This window comes from uncultured Bradyrhizobium sp., assembly GCF_947648125.1.
In the GTDB taxonomy this organism is placed as follows: domain Bacteria; phylum Pseudomonadota; class Alphaproteobacteria; order Rhizobiales; family Xanthobacteraceae; genus Bradyrhizobium.
Genome location: NZ_CANSMR010000007.1, coordinates 22847 through 45939, shown reverse-complemented (window position 1 = coordinate 45939; position 23093 = coordinate 22847). Strand labels below are relative to the sequence as shown.

21 protein-coding genes and 1 tRNA gene are annotated in these 23093 nt (G+C 64.2%); 6 read left to right on the top strand and 16 right to left on the bottom strand.

Features of this window, described 5'->3' with window-relative positions; translation table 11 throughout:
- Positions 1 to 36: 36 nt before the first annotated feature.
- From Q0030_RS14890 to Q0030_RS14850, 9 genes are all read right to left on the bottom strand, one after another.
- Positions 37 to 846 carry a TonB C-terminal domain-containing protein gene (locus Q0030_RS14890; RefSeq protein ID WP_298368214.1) on the bottom strand — a complete coding sequence of 270 codons (810 nt, stop codon included), beginning with the start codon at positions 844 to 846 and terminating at the stop codon, positions 37 to 39.
- Positions 843 to 1376, bottom strand: a complete 534-nt coding sequence (locus tag Q0030_RS14885) for a hypothetical protein (RefSeq protein ID WP_298368212.1) — start codon at positions 1374 to 1376, stop codon at positions 843 to 845. The genes Q0030_RS14890 and Q0030_RS14885 overlap by 4 nt, the downstream gene beginning before the upstream one ends.
- Positions 1377 to 1396: 20 nt before the next feature.
- Positions 1397 to 1801: a biopolymer transporter ExbD gene (locus Q0030_RS14880; RefSeq protein ID WP_092122695.1), complete on the bottom strand. Its 405-nt coding sequence runs from the start codon at positions 1799 to 1801 to the stop codon at positions 1397 to 1399.
- A gap of 5 nt (positions 1802 to 1806) precedes the next feature.
- Positions 1807 to 3852: a DUF2341 domain-containing protein gene (locus Q0030_RS14875; protein ID WP_298368209.1), complete on the bottom strand. Its 2046-nt coding sequence runs from the start codon at positions 3850 to 3852 to the stop codon at positions 1807 to 1809.
- A complete protein-coding gene (locus tag Q0030_RS14870) occupies positions 3852 to 5537 on the bottom strand; it encodes a ShlB/FhaC/HecB family hemolysin secretion/activation protein (RefSeq protein ID WP_298368206.1) in 1686 nt (561 codons plus the stop codon). The genes Q0030_RS14875 and Q0030_RS14870 overlap by 1 nt, the downstream gene beginning before the upstream one ends.
- A gap of 360 nt (positions 5538 to 5897) precedes the next feature.
- Positions 5898 to 6881, bottom strand: coding sequence for a FecR domain-containing protein (locus Q0030_RS14865; RefSeq protein WP_298368203.1), 984 nt, complete (start codon positions 6879 to 6881; stop codon positions 5898 to 5900).
- A gap of 463 nt (positions 6882 to 7344) precedes the next feature.
- On the bottom strand, positions 7345 to 7974 hold the full coding sequence (locus Q0030_RS14860) for an RNA polymerase sigma factor (protein WP_298368200.1): 630 nt from the start codon (positions 7972 to 7974) through the stop codon (positions 7345 to 7347).
- Between the two features lie 114 nt (positions 7975 to 8088).
- Positions 8089 to 8766, bottom strand: coding sequence for an energy transducer TonB (locus Q0030_RS14855; RefSeq protein ID WP_298368198.1), 678 nt, complete (start codon positions 8764 to 8766; stop codon positions 8089 to 8091).
- 47 nt (positions 8767 to 8813) lie between these two features.
- Positions 8814 to 9509, bottom strand: coding sequence for an STN domain-containing protein (locus tag Q0030_RS14850; protein ID WP_298368196.1), 696 nt, complete (start codon positions 9507 to 9509; stop codon positions 8814 to 8816).
- Positions 9510 to 10009: 500 nt separating this feature from the next.
- On the opposite strand from Q0030_RS14850, the gene Q0030_RS14845 reads away from it, so the two are divergent.
- The 6 genes from Q0030_RS14845 to Q0030_RS14820 all read left to right on the top strand — a co-directional run bounded on the left by Q0030_RS14845 (position 10010) and on the right by Q0030_RS14820 (position 17555).
- Positions 10010 to 10717, top strand: coding sequence for a TetR/AcrR family transcriptional regulator (locus Q0030_RS14845; protein ID WP_298368789.1), 708 nt, complete (start codon positions 10010 to 10012; stop codon positions 10715 to 10717).
- Positions 10718 to 10736: 19 nt separating this feature from the next.
- A complete protein-coding gene (locus Q0030_RS14840; protein WP_298368193.1) occupies positions 10737 to 11708 on the top strand; it encodes an ABC transporter permease in 972 nt (323 codons plus the stop codon).
- A gap of 41 nt (positions 11709 to 11749) precedes the next feature.
- Positions 11750 to 12766 (top strand): sugar ABC transporter substrate-binding protein, encoded by a 1017-nt coding sequence (locus Q0030_RS14835; RefSeq protein ID WP_298368191.1) that lies wholly within the window; start codon positions 11750 to 11752, stop codon positions 12764 to 12766.
- Positions 12767 to 12844: 78 nt separating this feature from the next.
- On the top strand, positions 12845 to 14968 hold the full coding sequence (locus Q0030_RS14830; protein WP_298368189.1) for an SMP-30/gluconolactonase/LRE family protein: 2124 nt from the start codon (positions 12845 to 12847) through the stop codon (positions 14966 to 14968).
- On the top strand, positions 14965 to 16062 hold the full coding sequence (locus tag Q0030_RS14825) for a hypothetical protein (RefSeq protein ID WP_298368187.1): 1098 nt from the start codon (positions 14965 to 14967) through the stop codon (positions 16060 to 16062). The genes Q0030_RS14830 and Q0030_RS14825 overlap by 4 nt, the downstream gene beginning before the upstream one ends.
- Positions 16059 to 17555 carry a sugar ABC transporter ATP-binding protein gene (locus Q0030_RS14820; RefSeq protein WP_298368184.1) on the top strand — a complete coding sequence of 499 codons (1497 nt, stop codon included), beginning with the start codon at positions 16059 to 16061 and terminating at the stop codon, positions 17553 to 17555. Before Q0030_RS14825 ends, Q0030_RS14820 begins: the two co-directional genes overlap by 4 nt.
- Positions 17556 to 17630: 75 nt before the next feature.
- On the opposite strand, the gene Q0030_RS14815 is transcribed toward Q0030_RS14820, so the two are convergent.
- The 7 genes from Q0030_RS14815 to Q0030_RS14785 form a co-directional block, all read right to left on the bottom strand.
- Complete coding sequence (locus Q0030_RS14815; RefSeq protein ID WP_298368182.1) at positions 17631 to 18005, bottom strand: hypothetical protein; 375 nt, start codon at positions 18003 to 18005, stop codon at positions 17631 to 17633.
- A gap of 185 nt (positions 18006 to 18190) precedes the next feature.
- Entirely contained in the window at positions 18191 to 19129 is a 939-nt protein-coding gene (locus tag Q0030_RS14810) for a phosphatase PAP2 family protein (protein ID WP_298368180.1), read from the bottom strand.
- 138 nt (positions 19130 to 19267) lie between these two features.
- Positions 19268 to 19555 carry a DUF5658 family protein gene (locus Q0030_RS14805; RefSeq protein WP_298368177.1) on the bottom strand — a complete coding sequence of 96 codons (288 nt, stop codon included), beginning with the start codon at positions 19553 to 19555 and terminating at the stop codon, positions 19268 to 19270.
- A complete protein-coding gene (locus tag Q0030_RS14800; RefSeq protein WP_298368173.1) occupies positions 19542 to 20342 on the bottom strand; it encodes a sterol desaturase family protein in 801 nt (266 codons plus the stop codon). Before Q0030_RS14800 ends, Q0030_RS14805 begins: the two co-directional genes overlap by 14 nt.
- Before the next feature lie 288 nt (positions 20343 to 20630).
- A complete protein-coding gene (locus tag Q0030_RS14795) occupies positions 20631 to 20897 on the bottom strand; it encodes a hypothetical protein (protein WP_298368169.1) in 267 nt (88 codons plus the stop codon).
- Positions 20898 to 21090: 193 nt separating this feature from the next.
- Positions 21091 to 21167, bottom strand: a tRNA-Arg gene (locus Q0030_RS14790).
- A 153-nt stretch (positions 21168 to 21320) separates the two neighbouring features.
- The gene (locus Q0030_RS14785) at positions 21321 to 22799 is read right to left on the bottom strand and encodes a HAMP domain-containing sensor histidine kinase (RefSeq protein WP_176534089.1); all 1479 of its coding nucleotides are present in this window, start codon (positions 22797 to 22799) and stop codon (positions 21321 to 21323) included.
- Positions 22800 to 23093 lie beyond the last annotated feature (294 nt).

Below are 23093 nucleotides of genomic sequence, written 5' to 3'. Positions count from 1 at the left end.
TTGAATTCGAAGGTTGGTCGTTCGTCAGTCGTCTCGTCAGCTCGGCCGTCGCGCGGTGACGCGCGTGACCACAGGCATCGGCATGTCCTTGGGCGGTGGCTCGCGCAGCGTCAGGCTGCCGATCACCTCGTTGCGAAGCGCCGCATCGATCTCCGGATTGCCGGAGGACGGCGTCAGGACGACGCGGGTGACGTGGCCGGAGCCATCCACCCACAGCCGCACCTGGATCTGCGTCGCCATGTTGCGGGTCTTCGGATTGGCGCGGATTGCCGCCTCGACCTGCGAGGTGATGATCGTGGTGTACCAACCCCAGCGGCTGCCACCGCCGCCGCCTCCGCCATACGGGTTGCCGCCGGGCTTGCCGCCGAGATTGAACAGATCACCGGGTCCGGTCGGCTTGGCATCGAGCGACAGCGGACCGGGCGGCTCGTCGTTCTTGGCGTCCTTGGCCGGCTCGTCCTTCGGCTTGTCGACCGGCTTCTCTTCCTTGAACTCGGGCTCCGCCATCTTGGGCTGCTCGATCATCTTCTGTTCGGGCTGCGGCTGTGGCGGCGGAGGCGGAGGTGGCGGCGGCAGCGTCACATTGACAATGGTGAGATCGCGCACCTGACGCGGCGGCGGCAGATCGTCGTGACCGAGAAAGAAGTAGACGATCCCGCCAAGGAACAGCGCGACCACCGCCACCACAGCACCGTAACGCAGCACTGCACTGCGCTCGGCCTTCCGAGCGGCCGTGTTGCGGGCGGCCGTCGGCGGCGCCGCGGCCGTTGCGGGCGCGACGGCAACATCGTGATCGTCGGCTGACGGCGCGGCACGCGCGTTCTGGTCTCGCATCGGCGCGTTCATGGCGCGGCCTCCACCGAGGCGCGATCGAGCAGCCTGTCATTGACATATTGCATGACGAAGCTGGCGAGCGCGTCGAAGTCCGTGGTCTTCAGGATGACCTTGGTGTCGGGGCCTGCTTCGATCGCTGCGTGAAAGGTCTCAACCTCGCTCAAAAAGTCGACATAGGCCATCGCGTCGATCGACAGGCGGGCCCACGGACATCGCGAGATCGTCAGCCGCAGCGGGTTGTCAGCGGGCTCGCGGCCTGCGACGTGCCGGCGCAGCACATCCGCGAGCTTGACCAGCAGGGCCTCGCCATGAACGGGAAATGCCACCACCTCGCCGCGCGGCTCTTCGCGCCCCACCGGGGCGACCGGCAACGCGGGGAGCTCCGCGCCAATACCGGCGCGGATCGACACCTGCGACAGGGTGTCGGCGCGCGTGACGTCCGCGGCACCGCAGCCGTGATCGAATGATCGCATCATGCCGCTCAGCCATGACCGCAGCGTCCTGCGCTCGGTATGTGGGAAAGGTGCTGGCTGCGTGATCATGGCGTCGCTTCCCGGCTGGCTCACTTCACGAGCGGCTTGGTGGCGAGCCCGACCTGGCTCAGGCCGATACGGCTGAGCAGATCGAACACGTCCATCACGCTCTGGTACTGCGCCTGCGCATCGCCGCGCAGCACCACGGGAAATTCCGGCGTCAGCGCCTTCTGCTGGATCAACCGCTGCTCGAGCTCGGCCAGGGTCACCGGAATCGTGTCGAGGAAGATCTTGCCGTCATTGGCGACAGTGATCGCTTTGGTGGTCTGGGTCGCAAGGCTCGGCGCCGCCGAGGCCTTCGGCAGATTGACCTTCTGACCCTGCACGGTCGCCGTCGTCATGATGATGAAGATCACCAGCAGCACGTAGGCGAGGTCCAACATCGGCGTGATGTTGATGTCGTCATAGGGCTTGGAGTCGGCCTGGATCTGCATCGCAATTACTCCGCGGCGATGCGGCGTTCGATCGGGTCCGGCCGGTCGGCGGAATAGAATTCCGCCATCTTGGTCACGAACTCGTCGACGAAGACCTGAATGTCGTTGGTCAGGTCCTTGATCCGGGAGATCAGGTAGTTGTAGCCGAACAACGCCGGGATCGCGACGCCGAGACCGGCGACGGTTGCGACCAGCGCCGCAGCGATGCCGGGCGCGATCGCGTTGACGTTGACGTCACCGCTCGCCGCGATCGCCGCAAAGGTGATCATGACGCCGACCACGGTGCCGAGCAGGCCGAGGAACGGTCCGCCGGAGATCGCGATGGTCAGCACCACCATCAGGCGGTTGAGGCGCTGCATCTCCTTGACGACGCCGCTATCGAGCGCGGCGCGGATCGCCGCGATCGAGACCGCCGACAGCACCGGAGCGCGCTGCGAGTTGTTGAAGCGGTGGCGGATTTCCGCAGCGCCGATGTGGTAGATGCGGTAGAGCGAGGACGAGCGCATCATCTTGGCGTCGGCTTCGGTGAGGCGTCCGCCCAGCGTCGAGATATCGTCCGCATCGCCGCGATCCAGCATGGTGAGATCGGCCGCGATCTCGCGGAACCCCTTCATGAACTGGGCATTCGCCTTGGCCTGCTTGCTGAGATACGAGGCTCTGTCGAACATCACCACCCAGCTGATCGCGGCCATGATCAGCAGAATGCCGATCACCACCCAGCCGTCGAGCGTCACCGACTTCAGGATCACCGCGAAGTAGCCGGACAGCCAGCTTGCGGTCTCCTCATCAACGCTGAATGCCATCAACTTGGCCTGGTCGGGACCCTGCCCGATCGCCATCACCTTGATGAGTCCGGCGGGGCGCGCGACCTTGCTGATCTGCAGCTCGTCAATGTCGCCGACGAAGCCGGCCATCGCGGCGGCTACAGGCGCAGGCGCGGGTGCCGGCGTTGCCGCCGCATCCGGCGTCGCCGCGGGCGCGGCGCCACCGTCCGCAGCCGACGCATCAGGGGGCACTGATGGTGTTGCTGCGGACGGGGCCGTCGCAGGCGCGATCGGAGACGCACTGGAGGTCGACGAGTCTCCTCCGATCAGGCCAACGGTGTTGAGGGCCGGCAGGCTCGCGCTGAGCGCGGCGTAGGATACGCCGTCGAGATAGAGCGTGACCTGTCCGTTTCCGGCAACGACGGCGACATGATGCCAGCTGCCGGCCGCCACCGGTGCTCCGGCACTCGAGCGCTGCACGGAGCCCGCATTGGTGACTTCGACGAACGGGCTGCCATTGTCGACACCGACCACCAGTGCGTTGGCGCCGTCACGCCGGCTGAACAGCGCAGCGTTGGGCTGCAAGGCGGCCGGTTTGATCCAGGCCGACCACGTCAGCGCGGCACCATCCGGCGATGCCAGCGACGGCGAGGCCGGCACGGTTACCGGCGTGCGGCCGTCGAGCCGCAAGCCGGTCCCGATCAGCGAACCGTCCGCCGGCTGGCCGACGCTTTGGGCGTTGTTGGCCCACACCGAGGAATCGATCGCCGGCGTGCCGCGCTCGTTGAAGTGATAGACCGTCAACGTATCCGGATCGTAGGTGCCCTTGGGATCGTTGGTCGCGAGCGCTTTCTTGTTGCCGTAATAGAGCCAGATATCGGTCCGCGCGCCCGGTGCGATATTCGGCACTGCGACCCAGACCAGGCCTTCGCCGAGCAGCGAATCGAACTTCTCGATGTGATGCTTCAGCGGCGTCTTGTCGTCACCGGCGACGAACCGCAGATCGCTGCCGTCGTCCTTCGCCGCGCTGAAGCGGAAGTTGCCGACATGCAGCCGCACCAGCACCGCCGTTGCACCGATCGGATCGGTGACGTTGGCACCCGACGCGCTGACGTCGACCGTGATCTTCTTGCGCAGCGACCATTCGTCGTTCCACCACGCATTGGCCGGCGCGAGCGTCGTCAGCAGGGCGACGAGCCCGAACAACAATGCCGTCGCGATGTTCGCAACGCCTCGGCGCAGCGCCGGCCGGCGCGTGCGACGCTCGAGAGTAAGACCCATCCCCATCAGAATTCACCCCAGATTCGGAAGTTCACGCGCGGACTGTTTGCGTGCGTGTATGCTTGAGTAACCCCCGGCACGGAGAACGCGACCATGCCGTTGAAGTAATCGAAGGTTTTGAATCGCGTGCCGACGCCGTAGCTCCATGCGACGAATGACGACTCCTGGCCGGGCAGCGGCTGCTGAATGGCCGTGTATCCGCCATCGAAGAACGTGAAGAAGCGCCAATCGTTGAAAGTGACGAAGCGCGGCTTGCCGTCGCCGGTTTCGCTCTTGAGCTCGCCTTGCAGCATGCCGCCGACATTGGGCGTGCGCAGCTCGAGATTGGCGACCGCGCCGTTGTCGCCGAGCACCTCGGACTCGAGGTAGCCGCGAACGGTATCGAGACCGCCGAGGCTGAACTGCTCGCTCGAGACCAGCGGGCCGTCGGCAATCTGCCCCTGCACCTTGCCGTAGAGCTGGAAGCCTTCCGGCAGCTCCTGGGTATGCGAGACGTCGAGGTTGAGGTGGGTGAAGCTCGGCGAAGCCTTGAAGCGCTTCGCGTCGAACTCGTCCCACGGGCTGCTCAGCGTCCGGATGTTGTAGGTGACGCCGGCATTGAACTGCGTCGTGAACTTCTCTTCCTGGAACGTCGCCCCATAGGTCGCGACAACGGGATAATAAGTGACAGGCGACGAGAACCCGTCGGTGCCGAGCTTCACGGTCTGGTCGAAATGCTTGTAGTCCATGCCGACCGACAGCGTGTGGAACAGGCCCTCGCGCGTCGGCAGCGTGATCACGGCGCGCTCGCCGATGATCGTGCCGGGACCGACCACGTTGGTGCCGCCGATCGTCGCGACATTGCTGTTCGACTTGACGCTGTAGAACAGCAAATTGAGCCAATCGGCGTTCGGTATCCGCGCCATATACGAGCCGGAGAACACCTCGGCATCGCTCGGGCGCTCCGGCGCGACCTGATAGGTGAAGCTCAGGGAATGGCCGAGCTGCCACAGATTGTCGTAATGCACGGTGGCGGAGACGCGGCTCGCCGTGGTGGACGGCGACTGCCGGTTGTTGGCTTCGAGGCTGGCGTGGAACGGCGCCTTGTCCTCGACATTGAGATCGACGTCGACGGTGCCCGGCGCCACGCCGGCGCGCAGCGCCGGAGTCACACGGCGATCCGGCCACTGATTGAGCGACACGATGTCCTTGGTGACGTCACCGAAATTGGGAACGGTGCCTTCCTTCAGCGAAGGCGCGCTGTCCTTGATCCGGTCGAGATCGAAATAACGCGAGTTCTTCACCCGCAGCCGCCCGACCTTCAGCTCGGTCACCTTGAGGGTGACCACGCCGCCCGTCACGTTCTGCTGCGGGACCGCGACGCTGACGGTCTGGAAGCCCTTGTCGTGATACGTCTTCTCCAGCGCGGCGCGCGCCTTCTCGACATCCTCCGAGGTCTTGTTCGGACCAAGGAAGGGATAGATCGCCTCCTCGATCTCGACCTGAGGCAGCCTGTCGGCACCCTGCACGGCAAAGTCGTCGATGTCGAAGCGCTGCAGCGGCGCCGACGGCTTTTGCGCCGGCGCATTCGCCTGCTGCTTGTCCGCCGCCGGCGCTGCGGCCGCAGCCGCATCTTTCGCTGCTTCCTTCGCCGCGCGCGCCGGAACGATGGCTGCTACGGAGCCAACCACGGTGAGTGCCGCAGCTGACACGCGCAACCCGATCCGGCATCGCTGACGATGCCCAATAGCCCAATGATCTCTTCGACTACGCACAGACGTCCCACTTACTTCGCGCAGACGCGCGCCATCGCGACAGGAAGCCCGCGATGACGACGCCTTACTCAGAAGACGTCTGGGCGGATGCAAACCCGCAAAAGAATCTGCGGCAGCGCAAAAGAAATTTTTGGTTTGTTAGGAAATCGAGCGCGCGGCGTCGATTCGTTCGATGAGAGCCCCCGCTACGATCGAAGCGGAACGGGGCTCCAGATCTTTTTGACGCGTTTCCTTCACGCGAACCGGTATCCATCCCGCATCAAGTGCGGGACAGGCTTCGCGCGAAAACGCTCCAGGTCAGCTCATCAGCACCACGCCGCCAGGCAACGACGTGATCCGCGCGCCGAACAGTTGCTCGACCTGGGCGACGAAATTGTCGAGCTTGTCGACCTGGAATGTGCCGTTGACGAGCCGGCGTTTCAGTTCCGCGTTGGTAATGATGATCTTTCCGGCGCGATACCGGTTCACTTCGTCGACGACGCTCGCCAGCGGCCGGTCGCGGAAGATCAACAATCCGGTCTGCCACGCCGCAACCTGCCTGGCGTCGACCGGAAGCGATGCCTGCAGGCCCGCGGGCGAGTAGGTGACCTGCTCCGCCTTGCGAAGCTGCACGGAACGGCCGTCCTGCTCGACGGTGACGATGCCGTCGAGGCATGTCACCGAGACGACGCCATCGAGGCAGCGCGCGTTGAAATCGGCCTGCAGCGCGCTGATGCGCCCATCGCGCGCCAGCATCACCAGCGGCGTCGACGACGACCTGCGGGCGATCACCGAGGCCTCGCCCGAAATCAACTCGACCCGAGTTTCGTTCGGGGTGGGCCGCAGCGCCAGGCTGGTCTGGGTGTTCAATTCAACCGAGATGTCGGGCGCCAGCATCACCTTGCGCTGCTCGCCCTTTCCGGTTCGGTAGTCGGCCGAGAGCTCTTCGATCGACGGCCACATGTCGAGTGGCGGGCGGATCATCACGTAGCCGGCCGCGGCTGCGATCGCACCGCCGAGCACGATGCGACGCGTCAAGAGGCGTGATGGCCGGGGCGGCAACACCACCACGGAGGCCGTTGCCGCCTGCTCATCGGCGAGTTCCTTTGCCGCAGCGCTGGCGCTGCGGAGCAGCCGGGCAGCCGCCCTGAAGGCATCCTCGTGGTCGGGACTTTGCGCGCGCCAGCGTTGCAATGCGTCGACGTCGGCGCGCGTCGGCGCGCCGGCTTTCAGCCGAACAACCCAGTCAAGCGCCTCATCCAGCAACGGATCGGGCCCGGAAGTGCGGGTCGGCTCGGTCACGACAGATTGCTCATCACCCTGCTCGCCAAACCTCAACCTCCCGATCGCGTCGAGCACATAGCGAAGGTCGCTATATAGACGATTCCGACGGCAGCAGGGCACCGCAATCGGCCGTTGCGCACAACGCAAGCAGAAACATCCGGCAACCGCAGCTTGCGCCGCATCGCACGCCGGAAGGCGGCGCGATGATCGCATGCCGGGCCGATCAGGTCTGAACGTGTTTTCAAGCTGCTCAACACTTCCAGCGAACCTTTCCCAGGCACCCAAACGGTCCTTATGAGATCGCTCTCTACCCTATAGACGACGGAAAGCCCGCTATCCCGCAGAACAGAGGTTGAAAATCCTGCAGCTTGTGCCCCCTTATTTCAGGTCAAGCGCCTGCAGTTGTTGGAAATAATTCCTGCAACAAATTTCGACGGCCCGCTGCGCGTGACGGCGCGCGTCGCGGCCACGGCGAATTCGATCACGAACGGGGACGAGGACCGCCGAGACGACGGATCAGAGTATAATCGAGGCAATCGGCACAATGGCTCAGAGCCAACTTCAAATCGCTTTCCACCGTTCGCACGCTGACACCGAGGCGGGTCGCCACATCGCTCGGCGTCCGTCCCTCGATCGTAATGCTATAAAGAACATCGCGCGGCCGCTGCGGCAATTCGGCCAAGGCACGCTTGAAAGCATCGATATCGGAGCGCGCCTCGACGATTCGCGCCGGGCTCGGTCCGTCGTCGCTGACGTCGAGCAATGAATCGATTTCGGCCGCGCTGACGCGGAGATTCTGCGCCTTCTGGCGATCCCTGGCGATGTTGATCGCGATACGAAAGATATAGTCGGCGGGGCTGCGGATCGGCACCGCGTCAGTGACCCGCTCCAGCCGCAGGAACGTCTCGTGCAGGGCTTCGTAGGCGAAGTCCGACGATCCCAGACGGCGGGTCAATTTCTTGACGAGGCCGTCGTAATTATCTGCAAGCTGGCCCCGCAGCCGCACTCGATTGATTTCAGCCACGTTCCGCGGCCTCCCAGACACCAGCCCGATATCCAGATTGAATTGTTCTTGAAGCTGCCCATCTCGTAACGGCCACGCACAACACATTTATGACGGCAACAAGTCGACACCGAACGACACGGAAGCTGGTGCATCGCGGTCACATCCAAGCAATGAACTGCCGCTCGCGCCTGCGAAGCCGAACGGGACCACGCATCGGAATCAGGCTGGGTCGAAGACCAGGGTGATCTGAATATTGAGCCGGTCGGGCAGCGCCGACGGGATCGACGGCAGCGGCTGCGCCCGCCGGATCGCGTCCACCGCAGCCTTGTCGAGCACGGCCTGCCCGGAGCTGGTCTTGACCCAGACCTCGAGCAGGGTGCCGTCCCGCTGCATGGAGAACAGCGTCTCGACCGCCCCGTGCAGCCGACCGAGCCGCGCCGCGTTCGGATAGCGCTGGTAGCGTGCCACATGACGAAGCAGCGCCTGCTGAAATTTCACGGCGGCACTGTTGGGCGGCGCATCGGCGGGCGACGGCGTCGGACGCAAGCTCGGCACGGCCGGCTCCGCCGGCATCGGCTCCCGCGCCGCGGCCGCGGTCAGATTGTCGAGCGGCGGTTCGGAGTTCTCCGGTGACACGTCGGTCCGGCTGGCGACGGTCGCGGTTTGCGGCTGCGACACCGGCGCAACCGGAATCGGCGCAGGCGACGGGCTCGGCAGCAACCGAACCTGGACGATCGAGCTCTGCTCCCGGCTTGCCGGTCCAGCCGGCGGCTGCAGCCGGATCCAGTAGATTCCCCCGACGAACAACAGGGCTGCGATCGCCGGCACCAGGAGCAGACGCAGCACCTCGCCCGAGGTCCACGCGCCCGGATCCTCGGGATGAAACAGCAGCGTCATCGGACTTGCGTCGCGCACCCCATCCGCTCCGCTGGTGTCGTTGGCACTCATTGGAACGACTTCACCCGGATCGCGATCCGCACCGGCTGCGACGCATTCGCGGGCGTCGTTCGGCTGACGGTCAATCCTTGCAGCGCCGCGGTGACGGCGGCATCGCGCTTCTGATCGCCGGTCGAGCGCAACAGCTGGGTTCGCTGGATCGTGCGCGAGGGGTCGATCCACAGATCGACAATGAGCTGATAGCTGCCGCCGCGAGACCCGATATTCTTCTGCAGCGCCTTTTGAAGGTCGAGTTGCAGGCTTTCGCTGTAGTCGCGCAGCGCGCCGGTGTCGTTGCCGTCACTGCTCGCCCGCACCTGCAACGTGCCGAGCGACAGATCCGCGGTCGCAAGCGGGCTCGCCGGCGGATGGTCGGCGCGCACGGCGCGCGAAGCAAGCGTGATGGCATCCGGACGAATGTACTGGACCTTCAGGTCGGTTCCCGTCAGCAGCAGATTCAATGCATCCTCGGGCGTGAGGCTGCCTTCGACCGACGTCGACTTCCGTCCCGTCGCAGAATTGCTCTCATAGAGCACCTGAACGCCGGTTCGTTCGCCATAAGCCTGCAGTGCGCTCGCAAGCTGCTGGGCCGGGATGTTGAATTCGATCGCTGCGGATGCCGCGACGGTGTCGCGCTGCTGCGCGGCAACCGCGCAGATGCTGCCGATCAGGAGCGCAGCACAAATCCCGAACAGATACCGCAACGTTGCGGAGGCTCCCGGAGCGTCAGCGCCGATCGCAGCGCCCGCGCGTGCACCATGTGATCCAACTGCCGTCATAACCTTGCTTCGGCCCAAAGTGACCGTGGGTGAAATTCGGCCAGCATGTCTATGTCTGTGCGGGTTGGCCTTCCAGCCAGCGAGCCTGCGTTCTTATATCTGGAATGTGACGGCCGTCTAACCGGCAACCTGGTCGGCCGGAGTGCCCGGAATTTGTGCTGACCTTTCAGCGCGAAAAGTTCCCGAACCGCGCCGGAGCGGCACCGGGCGCAGGGCAAGCAGAACGGCGCGGGTCAAAAAACGAGCGAGCGCTCTCTCAGAAAAATTGATCATCCCCCTTTTCCGAACGGCAGTTCGTGGGCTAGGAATTAAGCAAGGGCGCAAAGCCCGGCCCGGACCGGCAACCAGATGAAGCGGTCCGGGGACATAGCCAGGGAGGCAACGTGGGTCTCGCGCGTCAGCGGCCGGGGACGAATGCGTTCGCGATGGACGTGCTTTGCGCACGCATCCTCGAACGTCATCGGGATTCCGTCCGGGTCCAGAAGCCGCATCTCGCCGTTCCGAACCTCACGCGCATCATCGGCGCCACGCTCACGCTTTCCAACAAGCACGGCTTTCACGCCACCACACTACGCCAGCTCGCGGAGGCCTCCGGCCTCAGCATGGGCGGCCTCTATACCTATTTCGACAGCAAGCCGACGCTGCTCTCGATGATCCTCGGCGAGGTCGCCGAAACGGCCGCCGAGGTCCTCACCGCTCCGCCCGCCAGCGTGAAGCAGGATGCGCGCAAGCACCTGCACTGGATCATCGCCACCCATGTTCGCATGAGCGAGGCGATGCAGCCCTGGTTCGTATTCTCCTTCATGGAAGCAAAATCGTTTCCGCCCGCGGAGCGCCAGCGCGCCATCGAGATGGAGGTGATGACCGAGAAGATCATCGCCGACGTCCTGAAGCAGGGCGTCGCCAGCGGGGTGTTCGCCATCGACCAGGTCACGCTGACGGCCTCGCTGATCAAGCCGCTGCTGCAGGACTGGTACGTCAAGCGCGCGAAGTACCGCCGACGCGGCACCTCGATCGAGGCCTACATCAACGCCGTCGGCGCCTTCGTCGACGCCGCGGTCGCCGGCAGGACGCGGCCCGGCCGCGTCGCGACCGGCTCGCGCACGAGATCCAGGCCGGCGGCGCAGCCATAGAAGCAGGAAGGACGAGGCAATGAAGCGATTGCGGTTTAATCAACAGGAGATCGTCTTCGCCGTATTCGCCGTGCTGTTCCTGGCGTTCTCGATTTTCCTGCGCGGCTTTCTGACGCCGGAGAACATGCTGACGCTGCTGCAGAACGTGGCGGTGCTCGGCATCCTCGGGCTTGCCATGGCGCTGGTCGTGATCGGCCGCGGCATCGACATCTCGCTGATCGCAGCCCTCGCGGTGCCTCCGGGGCTCGTGCTGCAAATGGTGCAGAACGGCCATTCGCTGCCGGCCTCGCTGCTGACGGCCGTGCTGCTCACGATCGCGTTCGGCCTGGTCAATGGCTGGCTGATCGCCTACGCCGAGGTGCCGTCGCTGTTTGCGACGCTGGCGACCGGCCTGCTGCTCGCCGGCCTCGGACAGGCCGCGCTGTTTCAACTCGACGTCGTGCAGTGGAGCGACGGCATGAAGGGATTCGAGCGGCTCGGACAAGGCACCATCGCCGGTATCCCGACATCGATCGTGATGTTCGCGATCGCCTGCGTGATGGTCGCCTTCCTGCTGCGCCAGACACGCTGGGGTGCCTATATCTACGCGATCGGCGACAATCCCTATGCGGCCCGCGTCACCGGCATCCCCTCGCGGCCGATCATCGTGCTGCAATATGTCGTCGCGGCCCTGATCGGCTGCTTCGCAGGCCTGGTGATGGCGGCGTCGGTCAACTCGATGCCGACCCGGGTCTTCAATTCGACCTTGATCTACGACGTCATTCTCGTCGTCGTGCTCGGCGGCATCGGGCTGTCGGGCGGTCGCGGCGGCGTGCTCAACGTCATCATCGGAACGCTGCTGATCGGCACCATGCTGAACGGTATGACCATCATGGACATCTCCTACGCCGGACAAAACCTCGTCAAGGGCGTCGTCCTGCTGCTCGCCGTCATCACGGATTCATTCCTGAATCCGCGCAACGAAGAAACGGCACAGCAGGGCGACATCTGAACCAAATCGAAGAACGATCAATCACGACCAAGGAGGAAGCAATGAAGTACGCTGTCAGGACTGCAAAGGTAATCGCCGCAGCACTCGGGCTCGCGGCCACCGCCGCCCCGGCTCTGGCCCAGCAGGGCCTGGACGAGCCGTTCCAGAAGCCGTTCAAGGAGGCGCTCGCCGGCAAGACGGTGGCCTACGTTCCGGTCGCCATGAACTTCGACCTCACCGAGGGTTGGTACGCCGGCATGAAGAAGGAGCTCGAGCCCCTCGGCGTCAAGTTCGAGATCCGCGATCCCAACTGGAACACCAATGCCGGCGCGCAGGCGGTGACCTCGCTGATCTCGGAGAAGCCGGCCGTGATGGTGATCCACAATCCGGACGTGCAGACCTACGCCAAGCTGCTGCAGCGCGCCGAGAACGAGGGCATCTACGTCATCCAGATCAACATGGGATCGGCCTATCGCTCTTCGGCCTTCGTCGGCGCCAACTGGATCGAGATCGGCGAGAAGGACACTGAAGCCGTGGTCAAGGCCTGCCAGGGCAAGTCGAACAAAATCGCCATCGTGCAGGGCGCGCTGTCGGCCGCCGCCAGCGCCTACACGCTCAAGGGCGTCGAGAACGTGCTCGCCAAGCATCCGGAGATCAAGGTGGTCTCGAGCCAGGCCGCCGACTGGGATGCGGCGAAGGCCAAGGCGATCACCCAGACGGTGCTGAAGCAGAATCCCGATCTCTGCGGCATCGTCGGCTTCTGGGACGGCATGGACATCGGCACCGCGGCGGCGGTGAAGGAAGCCGGTCTGACCGGCAAGGTGTTCGTCGCAACCTCCGGCGGCGGCGAGCGCAAGGGCGCCTGCGAGCTCGTGAAGTCCGGCGCCTTCGACCTCAACCTGAGCTACGACGTGCCGACCCAGGCCGCGCAGATGGCAGGCACCATCAAATGGCTGCTGTCGTCGGGCGCCAAGGCTGGTTCGATCAAGGGTTCGGAATACACGACGCTGATTCCGATCACCAAGGAGAACGCGGACAGCCAGACCGCGTGCTGGAATCTCAGTGACCTGAAGAAATAGCCCGGCCATTTCCCGCTGAACGTCCCGGGTGCATCCCGCCCGGGACGTTCATCTCCCGAAATCGAACGCCTTGCTGGAATGCCGATGCGCGATACCCTGACGAGCCTGCGTTACCGCTATTGGCCGGATCATCTCCTCGGCGAGATCCTGTCGAAGCGTTGGACCGAGACCGCTATTCCGGTGATCCTGCTGTTGATCGTCGGCTTCGCGCTCAGCCGCTCCATCGATCACTTCCTGTCGCCGGCGAGCCTTGCCGACACCGCGCGGCAGGCCGGCGAGATCGGCTTCATCGGGCTCGGCATGGCGCTGGTCGTCATCGTCGGCGGCATCGATCTGTCGGTCGGCTCGATCTTCGCGCTGACGGATTTCTGCGCGCTCTATCTGCTCGACGTGCTGAACTGGCCGGTACCTGCGGTGGTGATCGCCACCCTCGCCTGCGGCGCATTGCTCGGCGCCGTCAACGGCGTCCTGATCGGATACTTGAGGCTACGCGCCTTCATCACTACGCTGATCACCCTGATCATCTACCGCTCGGCGTTCGACCTCCTGATCCAGCGCTACTCCAATTCGATCGCCGCGGCCTTTCCCGACATCCCGTCCTGGAATTTCATCGGCGGCGGCGACGTGTTCGGCGTTCCGAGCGTCGCGCTGGTCTATATCGCGATCGCGATCTTCGGCCATATCTTCATGACGCGGCTGCGCCCAGGCTGGCACATCACCGCGATCGGCGGCTCGCGCCGGTCGGCCTACAATTCCGGGATTCCGGTTCGCCGCACCATCGCGCTCTGTTACGTCGCGAGCGGCGTGCTGACCAGCATCGCCGCGCTGTTCTTCGCAGCCAGGCTCGGCACCGTCGGCGGCGACATCGGCGTCGGCCTCGAGGTGATCGTGCTGACCGCGACCGTGCTCGGCGGCATCACGCTCGGCGGCGGCAAGGGCTCGGTCGCCAAATCGCTGGTCGGCGTGCTGATCGTGCTCCTGATTACCAACGGCCTGACCACGCTCAATGCGCGCGGCGGCATCAACCGCATGGCGCTCGCAGGCATCCTGCTGATCGCCGCGATGGTCGACATCCGCTGGCAGAAGAACCGCACCCGCATCATCAGCAAGGTCTATGTCGCGCCGACCTATCACGCGCTGCCGCCGCCCCCGGCCACCGAGATCGGCCAGGGCGGCCCGTTCGAGCAGAACGACAAGCTGCGCGACGTCGAACTGATCGGCCTCGGCCGCATCGAGGCGCCGGAGGACGTGATCCTCGACCGCAACAACAATCTCTACGCCGGCTCGCGCCACGGCGACATCATGCGCTTCTTCGCGCCCGACTATCAGCGCATGGAGGTGTTCGCTCATATCGGCGGTCAGCCGCTCGGCATGGCGTTCGACCGGCAAGACAATCTCTATGTCTGCATCGGCGGCATGGGCCTGTACCGGATCACGCCCGACGGCACCGTGGAGAAGGCGACCGACGAGACCAATCGCAGCATGCATTCGGTGAATGACGACAGCCGTTTGCGGCTCGCCGACGACCTCGACATCACCGACGACGGCCTGATCTTCTTCTCGGAAGCCACGGTGCGCTACGAGATGGACGAATGGCCGATCGACGGCCTCGAGGCGCGCGGCAATGGCCGCATCATCTGCTACGACACCAAGACCGGTGCCACGCATACGGCGCTGCGCGGCCTCAAATTCCCCAACGGCATCTGCGTCGCCAGCGACGGCCAGTCGATCCTGTTCGCCGAAACCTTCGGCTGCTCGATCAAGCGGCTGTGGTTCGCAGGGCCGAAGAAAGGCCAGGTCGAGGTGGTGATGGACAATCTGCCGGGCTACCCTGATAACATCAACCTCGCCTCCGACGGCAATTACTGGCTGGCGCTGGTCGGCATGCGCAGCCCCTCGCTCGACCTCGCCTGGAAGATGCCGGGCTTCCGCCGCCGCATGGCGAAGCGCGTCCCGGTCGACGAATGGCTGTTCCCGAACATCAACACCGGCTGCGTCGTCAAGTTCAACGAGCAGGGCAAGATCCTCGAATCGTTCTGGGACCTGCGCGGCGAGAACCACCCGATGATCACCTCGATGCGCGAGCATCGCGGCTATCTCTATCTCGGCGGCATCATGAACAACCGGATCGGCCGGTACAGACTGGAGAACGCGGATCCGAACTTCGTGCAGTATGACAAGCGCTGGGGGAAAGCGTCGTGATCGCGGCCGTCAGGGAATTCGCCAACCGCTTCCTCGGCCGCGGCGAGGCCACCATCACCGTGCCGTCGTTCGACGGCGCGCTCAAGCCGAACCAGAAGCTGGAGGCCGCGACCACCCTGCTGGAATGCGAGGCGCCCGAGGATCTCGCAACCGATGGCCGCAACCTCTATGTCGCCGACGGACGGCGCCTGCTGCGGCTCGACGGCAGTACCGCGACCGAGCTGCGCAGCTTCGAGCAGCCGATCTCGGCGCTCTGCATGCTCACCGACGGCGGCATCGCAGTCGCACTCGGCGGCCGCGAGGTGCGCCTCTACGCCAATCCCTCATCGGGCGAGCCAAGCGTGACGTTCAGCGACGCCGCCTTCAATGCGATCAACGCACTATCGCCGGCGGACGATGGAGGCTTGATCGCGACCGACGGCTCGACAACATGCGGCGTCGACGATTGGGCGCGCGACCTGATGGAGCTCAACCGGAGCGGCCGCGTGTTCCGGCTCGATCCCAGGACCCGCTCGGTGAAGCCGCTGGCATCAAAACTCGGCTACGCGTTCGGCGTCTGCGCGCGCGGCGATGGAATCCTGGTCAGCGAGAGCTGGCGGCATCGTCTCGTCCTCATCGCAGACGGCAGGGCGCCGCAGATCATGCTCGGCCACCTGCCCGTGTATCCGTCGCGGCTGTCGAAGGCCGCGGGCGGCGGCTATTGGCTCACCGCGTTCACCGCGCGTACCCAGCTGATCGAGTTCGTGCTGCGCGAGCCGGCCTACCGGCGCCGCATGATGGCCGAAATCGACCCGGCCTATTGGGTGGCGCCGCGGCTGCGCTCGGGCTTCTCGTTCAAGGAGCCGATGCAGGGCGCGCACATCAAGACGATGGGCGTCATCAAGCCGTGGGCGCCGCCGCGCTCCTACGGCCTCGTGATCCGGCTCGGCGAAGACGGCAAGCCGCTCTATTCGCTGCATAGCCGGGTCGACGGCGTCAATCACGGCGTCGTCGCAGCGCTCGAGCTGGGCAGCGACCTTGTGCTGATCGCCAAGGGACCGGGCCGCGTGCTGAAACTGCCCCTCGCCGGGCTTGCCGAGGAGACAGGCTCATGAGCGACACCGTGCTGTCCCTGCGCAAGGCCACCAAGCTCTACGCCGGCGTGCCCGCCATCGAGGGCGTCGACTTCGACCTGCGCCGCGGCGAGATCCACGCGCTGGTCGGCGAGAACGGCGCCGGCAAGTCGACGCTGACCAAGGTGATGGCCGGCGTCGTGACATTGACGTCGGGTAGCATGACGGTCGACGGCTCCGACGTCGCGCCGCGCACGCCGCTCGAGGCCCGCAATCTCGGCATCGCCATGGTGTTCCAGGAGAACAGCCTAGTGCCGACCATGACCGTGGCGCAGAACCTGTTTCTCGGGCAGGAAAAGTTCTACAACCGGCTGCGCGGCATCTACATCGCCGCCCAGCAATTCCTGCAGTCGCTCAATTTCGACGTGACGCCGACCGCGACCGTGGGCGGGCTCGGCGCGGCCAAGAAGCAAATGGTGGAGATCGCGCGCGCGGTCCTGCACAAGGCCAAGGTCATCATCTTCGACGAGCCGACCGCGTCACTGACGCCGGAAGAGAAGAAGTATTTCTTCGACCTCGTCCGTGACCTCAAGAAGCGCGGCGTCTCGATCATCTTCATCTCGCACGCGCTGGAAGAGGCCCTGCTGCTTGCCGATCGGATCACCGTGCTGCGCGACGGCAGGCACGTCGTCACCGACGATGCGGCGAAATTCGACCGCGCCGCGATCGTGCAGGCGATGGTCGGACGCGACCTCTCCAACACGCTCTACGGCGCCAGGAAGTCCAGCGTCCGGCCCGCCGGCGCGCGTGTGCTCACGGTGCAGAATCTCAAAATGGCGCCGATGGTGAAGAACAATTCGCTGTCGGTGTTTGCCGGGCAGATCACCGGCGTGTTCGGCCTGGTCGGCGCGGGCCGCACCGAAACTTTCAAGATCGTATCCGGCGTATTGAAGCGCGACTTCTTCCATGGCGGCGAGATCCTGCTGCATGACAAGCCGGTGCGCTACCGGGTTCCGGCGCCGGCGGTCAAAGCCGGCATCGCCTATGTGACCGAGGATCGCAAGGTCGAGGGCTTCTTCGAGACCGCCTCGATCGCCCGCAACATCTATCTCGGCCTGCTCTCGAAGTTTCCCGCCGGCCGGATGATGCTGTCGCGGCGCGAGACCAACACGGTGGGCAAGACCTGGACGCAGCGGCTCAAGGTCCGCGCCATCGGCGACGAAGCCAAGGTGGTCGAGCTCTCGGGCGGCAATCAGCAGAAGGTGGTGATCGCCAAGTCGCTGGTGCAGGAGCCCGAGTTGATCATCTTCGACGAGCCGACGCGCGGCGTCGACGTCGGCGCCATTGTCGAGATCCACGAGCTGATCAACCAGCTCGCCGATGAGGGCAAGGCGGTGGTGGTGATCTCATCCTATCTGCCCGAGATCATGGCCCTCTCCGACCGCATCCTGGTCTCGCGCCAGGGCAAGGTGGTCGAGGAATTCTCCGCGATCGAAGCCACCGAGGAGAAGATCATGTATGCGGCGATCCATTGAGGCCTCAACGCCCATGCGTCGCGGCCGGCTCGCCGATCGCTGTCATGCAGCATCCGCTGCGATCCCGGTCACGTGCTACTTTGGAGCGATGGTCCCGGTTACCTTCAGTCTCGCCGACCTCACCCAACCCGACACGTCGTTGCCCGTCCCCGGATTGAGATACATCACCGACGACCAGCCATCATCGGTTTGGGCATAGGCGACGAGCTCGTCATTCGGAATGACGAACACGCCGCCGATCGGGCAGTGAAGATTCGGCGCCGAGTAGAATTGCAGCCGTCCCTTGCCCGTCACCACATTGGCGAGCGGCGGCGACAGCATCGGGACGCGGCTGGTGCCCGCCCGCGGCTCCTTGCAGCTCGATGGCGTCTGCGCATGCACGGTCGCACCCAGGGGCCCCAGGATCAGGGCACTACCGACGATGCAGGCGAGCACGGTCCTGTCCGACATCACTCGATCTCCCAACCGCTGGACGCGATCATCCGTCATTCCAGAGTGTTTGTCGCCGGACAGGGCGGCCAGGTTCTGCGAGCGAGAGCGTTTTCGAGCGAAGTGGACGCCGGTTCGCGTGAAGAAAACGCGTCAAGACAAGAATCCAGAGCTTCGGTTCCGATTCAATCAGAACCGAAGCTGCTCTAGGACGAAAGTTTGCGCGCCCGCAACACCAGCATGGCCGCAGGCACGGTGGCCAGCCCGACGACAATATCGCTCAGATGGTGACCGCCGGCGGTCAGCGCCGATACGATGATGAGAACGTTGAGCGGGAGAAAGACGACGAACAGGAAAGTGCCCCGGCTCGACAGGATGAGGATCAGTGCAAGCGCTGCATGGAACGAAGGAAATTGAATGATGCCGTTGATCCTGGACAGATCGATGACTCTCATGGATCCGTCGCGGATCGCATAGAAGTCAGCCAGGTAATAGGCGCTCGTCAAATGTGACACACCGTAATGTGCCCAGGCTCCCTCTGCGGGCAGCACCATCGACAACGGAAGGATCATCAGCAGCGTGATCACAAAGAGCCAGGCGAGCTCTCTTGCCCTTTCGAGCTTTCCGACCGTGTTCAGCACAACAAGCAGGACGCCGAATTGAATGAAGAGCGTATCGTAGATGATATCGAGCGCCCAACCGATGTTAGGATGCCCCAGTTTCACCCAGTTGAAGAATGCGAGCCAATCGAAGCCGATCGCGGAATCGGCCGCCGCGAGCGCGTTGTCGACCAGCGGAAATGCGGCGGAGGCAGCAAGATAGCTGAGAACCGTTCCGACATTGGTGAACGCAACCAGTTGCGCGCAGGTGAGGGCAAATGACGCGATGCGTCTGTTGGGCCTGATCCTGGTGTAGACCAGATTGAGGCCGACCAATGCCAGGAAGCCGACGACGATCACAGGGTTGAATGAGACCCGAAGTCCCGACAGAACGAGCCCGGCGGCGGCAACTCCGGTGAGCGCCGCGATGATGATCCAGAGGCTCCTGGCCTCTGCGGCTTCAGAGTATTGGTGAGGGAAAGCGCGCGCGGCCAGTGCCGAAACCGGGCCGGGCGGACAAGGTTGTACCCCCTCAATATCACCCATGGAAAAACTCTTATCGTTCTAAAATACCCGAACTCATGTCCCGCGCCGCGCGCGGTTCTGTTTCATCGTGCTTGCAGCAACATGCGCCGGACGACAGAAGAGCTTCGCCGGTTCCGGCAATGAGACGAAGCGGCCGGCTCAGTTCGTACCCGCGATGATGACAAGATTATTCAGGACAGGCGTACAGCAGAAGGCGACGACGAGAGCGATGTTGTAGACGTTGTTGCTGCGCCAAAGCAGCCACGTGATGAGGAACGTCAAACCGAGCTTGGGGACCAGCCACCATACGCCGAACCATGTCTGAGCCAGATGCATGAACGGGTTCAACTCGCCCAGTCCGAGAGTCAAAATCAGATTCGTCGACACGAGGTCGGCGTAGCCCAGCAGCAAGGCGAAGAACAGCAGGATACCTTTAACCCAGTTCATTCTTTGACTCCCCATGCCGAAGATGCCGGATCGGCCAGATCACGCTGTTGATGATGTCCACCCGTTCGGCAGGCACAAGTCCTGTCGCAGGATACTCGTCCGGCTTCGGCACCCACGCCGTGCCGAACAGAATGTCCAGCAGCGGAAAGAACGCAGCAAAATTCTTGTCCCGGTGCTCGGGATGGACCGAGTGATGGATCCGGTGCCATTGCGGGTTGTTGACCCATGTCACGAAACGGCCGAGCGGGATGCGGACGTTGAGATGCGCACACGCATCGGGGACGAAGAAGATAAATCCCGCGGCAACCGCCATATCCGGCGGGACCCGAAACAGGATCGCCAGAATTGGAAGAAAGGCGTCAGACAGCACTCTCTCCAGCCAGAAATGTCGGCCGGCGGTAATGAACGTCAGGGCATTCGCGCTGTGATGGAACGAGTGCATCGCCCAAAGGAACGGGATCGCGTGCTGAAGACGATGGAACGTGTACTTGTAGAGATCGAGTGCCACCACGACGAACGCGAGAGAGGCGTACCACCAGTAACCCTCGGTCGGTAACTTGATCCAGCCAAGCCCGGTATAGCTCGCGATGATGCCCACGCTGATGGCCGCGATCGGAGCGAGCAGGTTCTCCAATCCGATGCTCACGATGACAGCTAACCAATCATCACGAAACTCGGAGCCGGGAACGTCTGCAATCGGCCACCACGTCTCGAGGATGCGTGTACTGTAAACGACACCCAGATACACCGCCGCCAGGAAAATGGCGTCTGAGATCTCACTCGACATGAGAGATGACCCGCCGGTTCAAATGGACGGACAAAATGAATAAAACGTTCTGTCGCCTATAGCCTAAAAGGCCTTATTTTTTCTCAACGGTCGGACGAGCGCAAGCAGGGTTTCTACGGGATGGCCCTCGCCATCACCTGCGTCGATAGCGTTCGTAAGTCGACAATATCGAGGCCTTGCGGCTGTCCAAGCGTGCGAGCGAGGGCGGAGGCAGCCGTTGCACACCTCACATATGAGAAAGCCCGCGACGTGGTCGCGGGCTTTCTGGAGTTGGACCAGCCGTGCCAGTCAGTGCAACGCGCGGTCCGTCCGGACAGAAGCCCGCGCGGTCGTGATCTTGCTTCGCGGTGTCAGAACACTGAGCTGATGCGGAGTTGCCGACGTCGCGGCTATCGGCGCCTGCTCGTGGACATTGGCGGCGCCAAGCACACCGGCCTGCACCGGCGAGATCGGCAGGCCCGCGGCTTCGAAAGTCGGACGTTCCGCAGCGGATGCGACGGTCGCGCTCGCGATCGCGAGGGTGGCGGCTACGATGGATAGAGAAATCTTGGTCACTTGAAGGCTCCTCGATAGGACTCGAGCAGCACACGTAGCCCCATTTTGTTGCAATGCAATAAAATCATACTGCGTCGCACAAGTATTTGATCGTCGCGCCAAGCCGGGCGCCGGCGGTCAACGGCGTCGCTCCCGCTCCGGCCAGAAGCGAGCGCGACACGCAACGCGAAACTTCAATGAAAACAAAGCCGAATGGCGCGCCCGGAACGATTCGAACGTCCGACCCTCAGATTCGTAGTCTGATGCTCTATCCAGCTGAGCTACGGGCGCATTTTCGCAGGTGGGCCTAAAGCCCGCACGGCTCCGGGAGCCCCGGAACGTCGCGAAAGAGCGCTCTAGCTACAGGCTCCCGGTCCGGTTGGCAAGGTCTGCAAGCGCCAATTTCGGCCGCGGTTTTAGCCGCCCTGGGTTACCGGAATGGCCTCACGCCCTCGCCCGCTCGCTGCGAACCGACAGCAGTTCCACCGGGCGATCCGGGATCGAGATCTGGAACGTGGCGCCGATGGTGCCCTCGACCAGATGGATATGGCCGCCATGGGCACGGATCAGCTCGGCGGCGATCGCAAGGCCCAGCCCGCTGCCGCCGGGGCGGCCGGAGGTCTGGAACGCCTCGAACAGGTGCTCGCGCGCCTTGGCCGGAACGCCGGGGCCGGTGTCGGAGACCTCGATGATCGCAACCGTCCCCTCGCGGCGGCCGGTGATGCGGATCTGCTGGGCACCGCCATCGCTGTCCTGCCGGCTCTCCAGGGCCTGGGTCGCGTTGCGCACCAGGTTGAGCAGCACGCGGAACAGCTGGTCCGGGTCGGCGTCGATGGTGAGGCCGCGCTCAATCGCACTGATCCAGGTGATCGAGACATCGGTCGCAAGTCCGGCCGATTCCCGCACCTCGGCAACCGCAGGCTCCACCATGATCACGCGGCGGTCGGGCGCCGCCTCCTGCGCGCGTCCATAGGACAAGGTCGACTGGCAGAAGGCGATGGCGCGCTCCAGCGAGCGCAGCAGTTTCGGCGCGAAGCGCTGCACCCGCGGATCGGGCACGCTGGCGAGCTGGTCCGACAGCAGTTGCGAGGACGCCAGCAAATTGCGCAGGTCGTGATTGATCTTGGAGACGGCGAGCCCGAGCGCGGCAAGCCGGCTCTTCTGATGCAGCATCGAGACGAGGTCGCGCTGCATGTCCGACAGCTCGCGCTCGGCAACGCCGATCTCGTCGCCGCGCTGGCTGGGCACGATGATTCGCGCCGAACTCTCCGGATTCTCGTGGAAGCCGACCAGGCTCGCGGTCAGCCGCCGCATCGGACGGACGAACAGATAATGCAGCGCCAGATAGACCAGGCCGGCGGTCAGGCCGGCGATCAGGAGCGCGACCACCAGGACGTTGCGCGAGAAGCGGTACATCGCCTGCCGCAACGGCTTCTCGTCGATCACGACCTCGATGAATTGCGCCTGGCCCGGCGCGGGTCCGACCACGCGGATGGTCTGGTCACCGTGTTCGAGCATGATCTCGAAGGCATCGACGATCGCCGACCACACCGTCATGGCCCGCATGTCGACATCATGGTCGATCGCGGCCGGCAGGTCGGCGCTGGCGAGCAGGCGGCGCTGCTGCCCGAGCTTGATGGCGACGGCGCGGGCGCCGATGCTGGTCAGGATCTGCCGCGCCAGCGAATCCGGCACCAGGCCGGAGGGGGCGGCATCGAGCACCAGCGCCGCGGTGTTGGCGGCCGCCAGGCGGTCATTGAGCCGGTTCATCCGGAAGTTGGCGATGGCCGGCACGTAGATCAGGAGCCCGGCGATCATCACCAGGGGGATCGTCAGCAGCAAAAGCTTGCCCGACAGCCCGAGCCGAAGGGGCGGCTTGGGCCGCTGCTTCTGTGCGGTCGCCTGATCGTCAGTTAGAGCCACAAGATAAGGCCTTGTTTGGCTTAGGGGTCGGAAGATGCGGCCCGGCCCCCAAGCCGGTCAAATTACGGATCGCTAATGTCGGCGGTTCCCCAAACGCCCCAAAGCGCTCCTCACCGTCAAAAACCCCGCGAAAACAGTTATATTCGCCCCAATTGCGACGTTTCAAAGAAGCCTCTTTGCGACGCCCTGTGACATTGACGAAAACAGGGCGCTCCCTTATAAGCCGCGCCAACTGTCCGCGATGGCCCGGTTCTTGACCGGGGGCGGCTCATTTGGGGCCGTAAACGGCTCGCT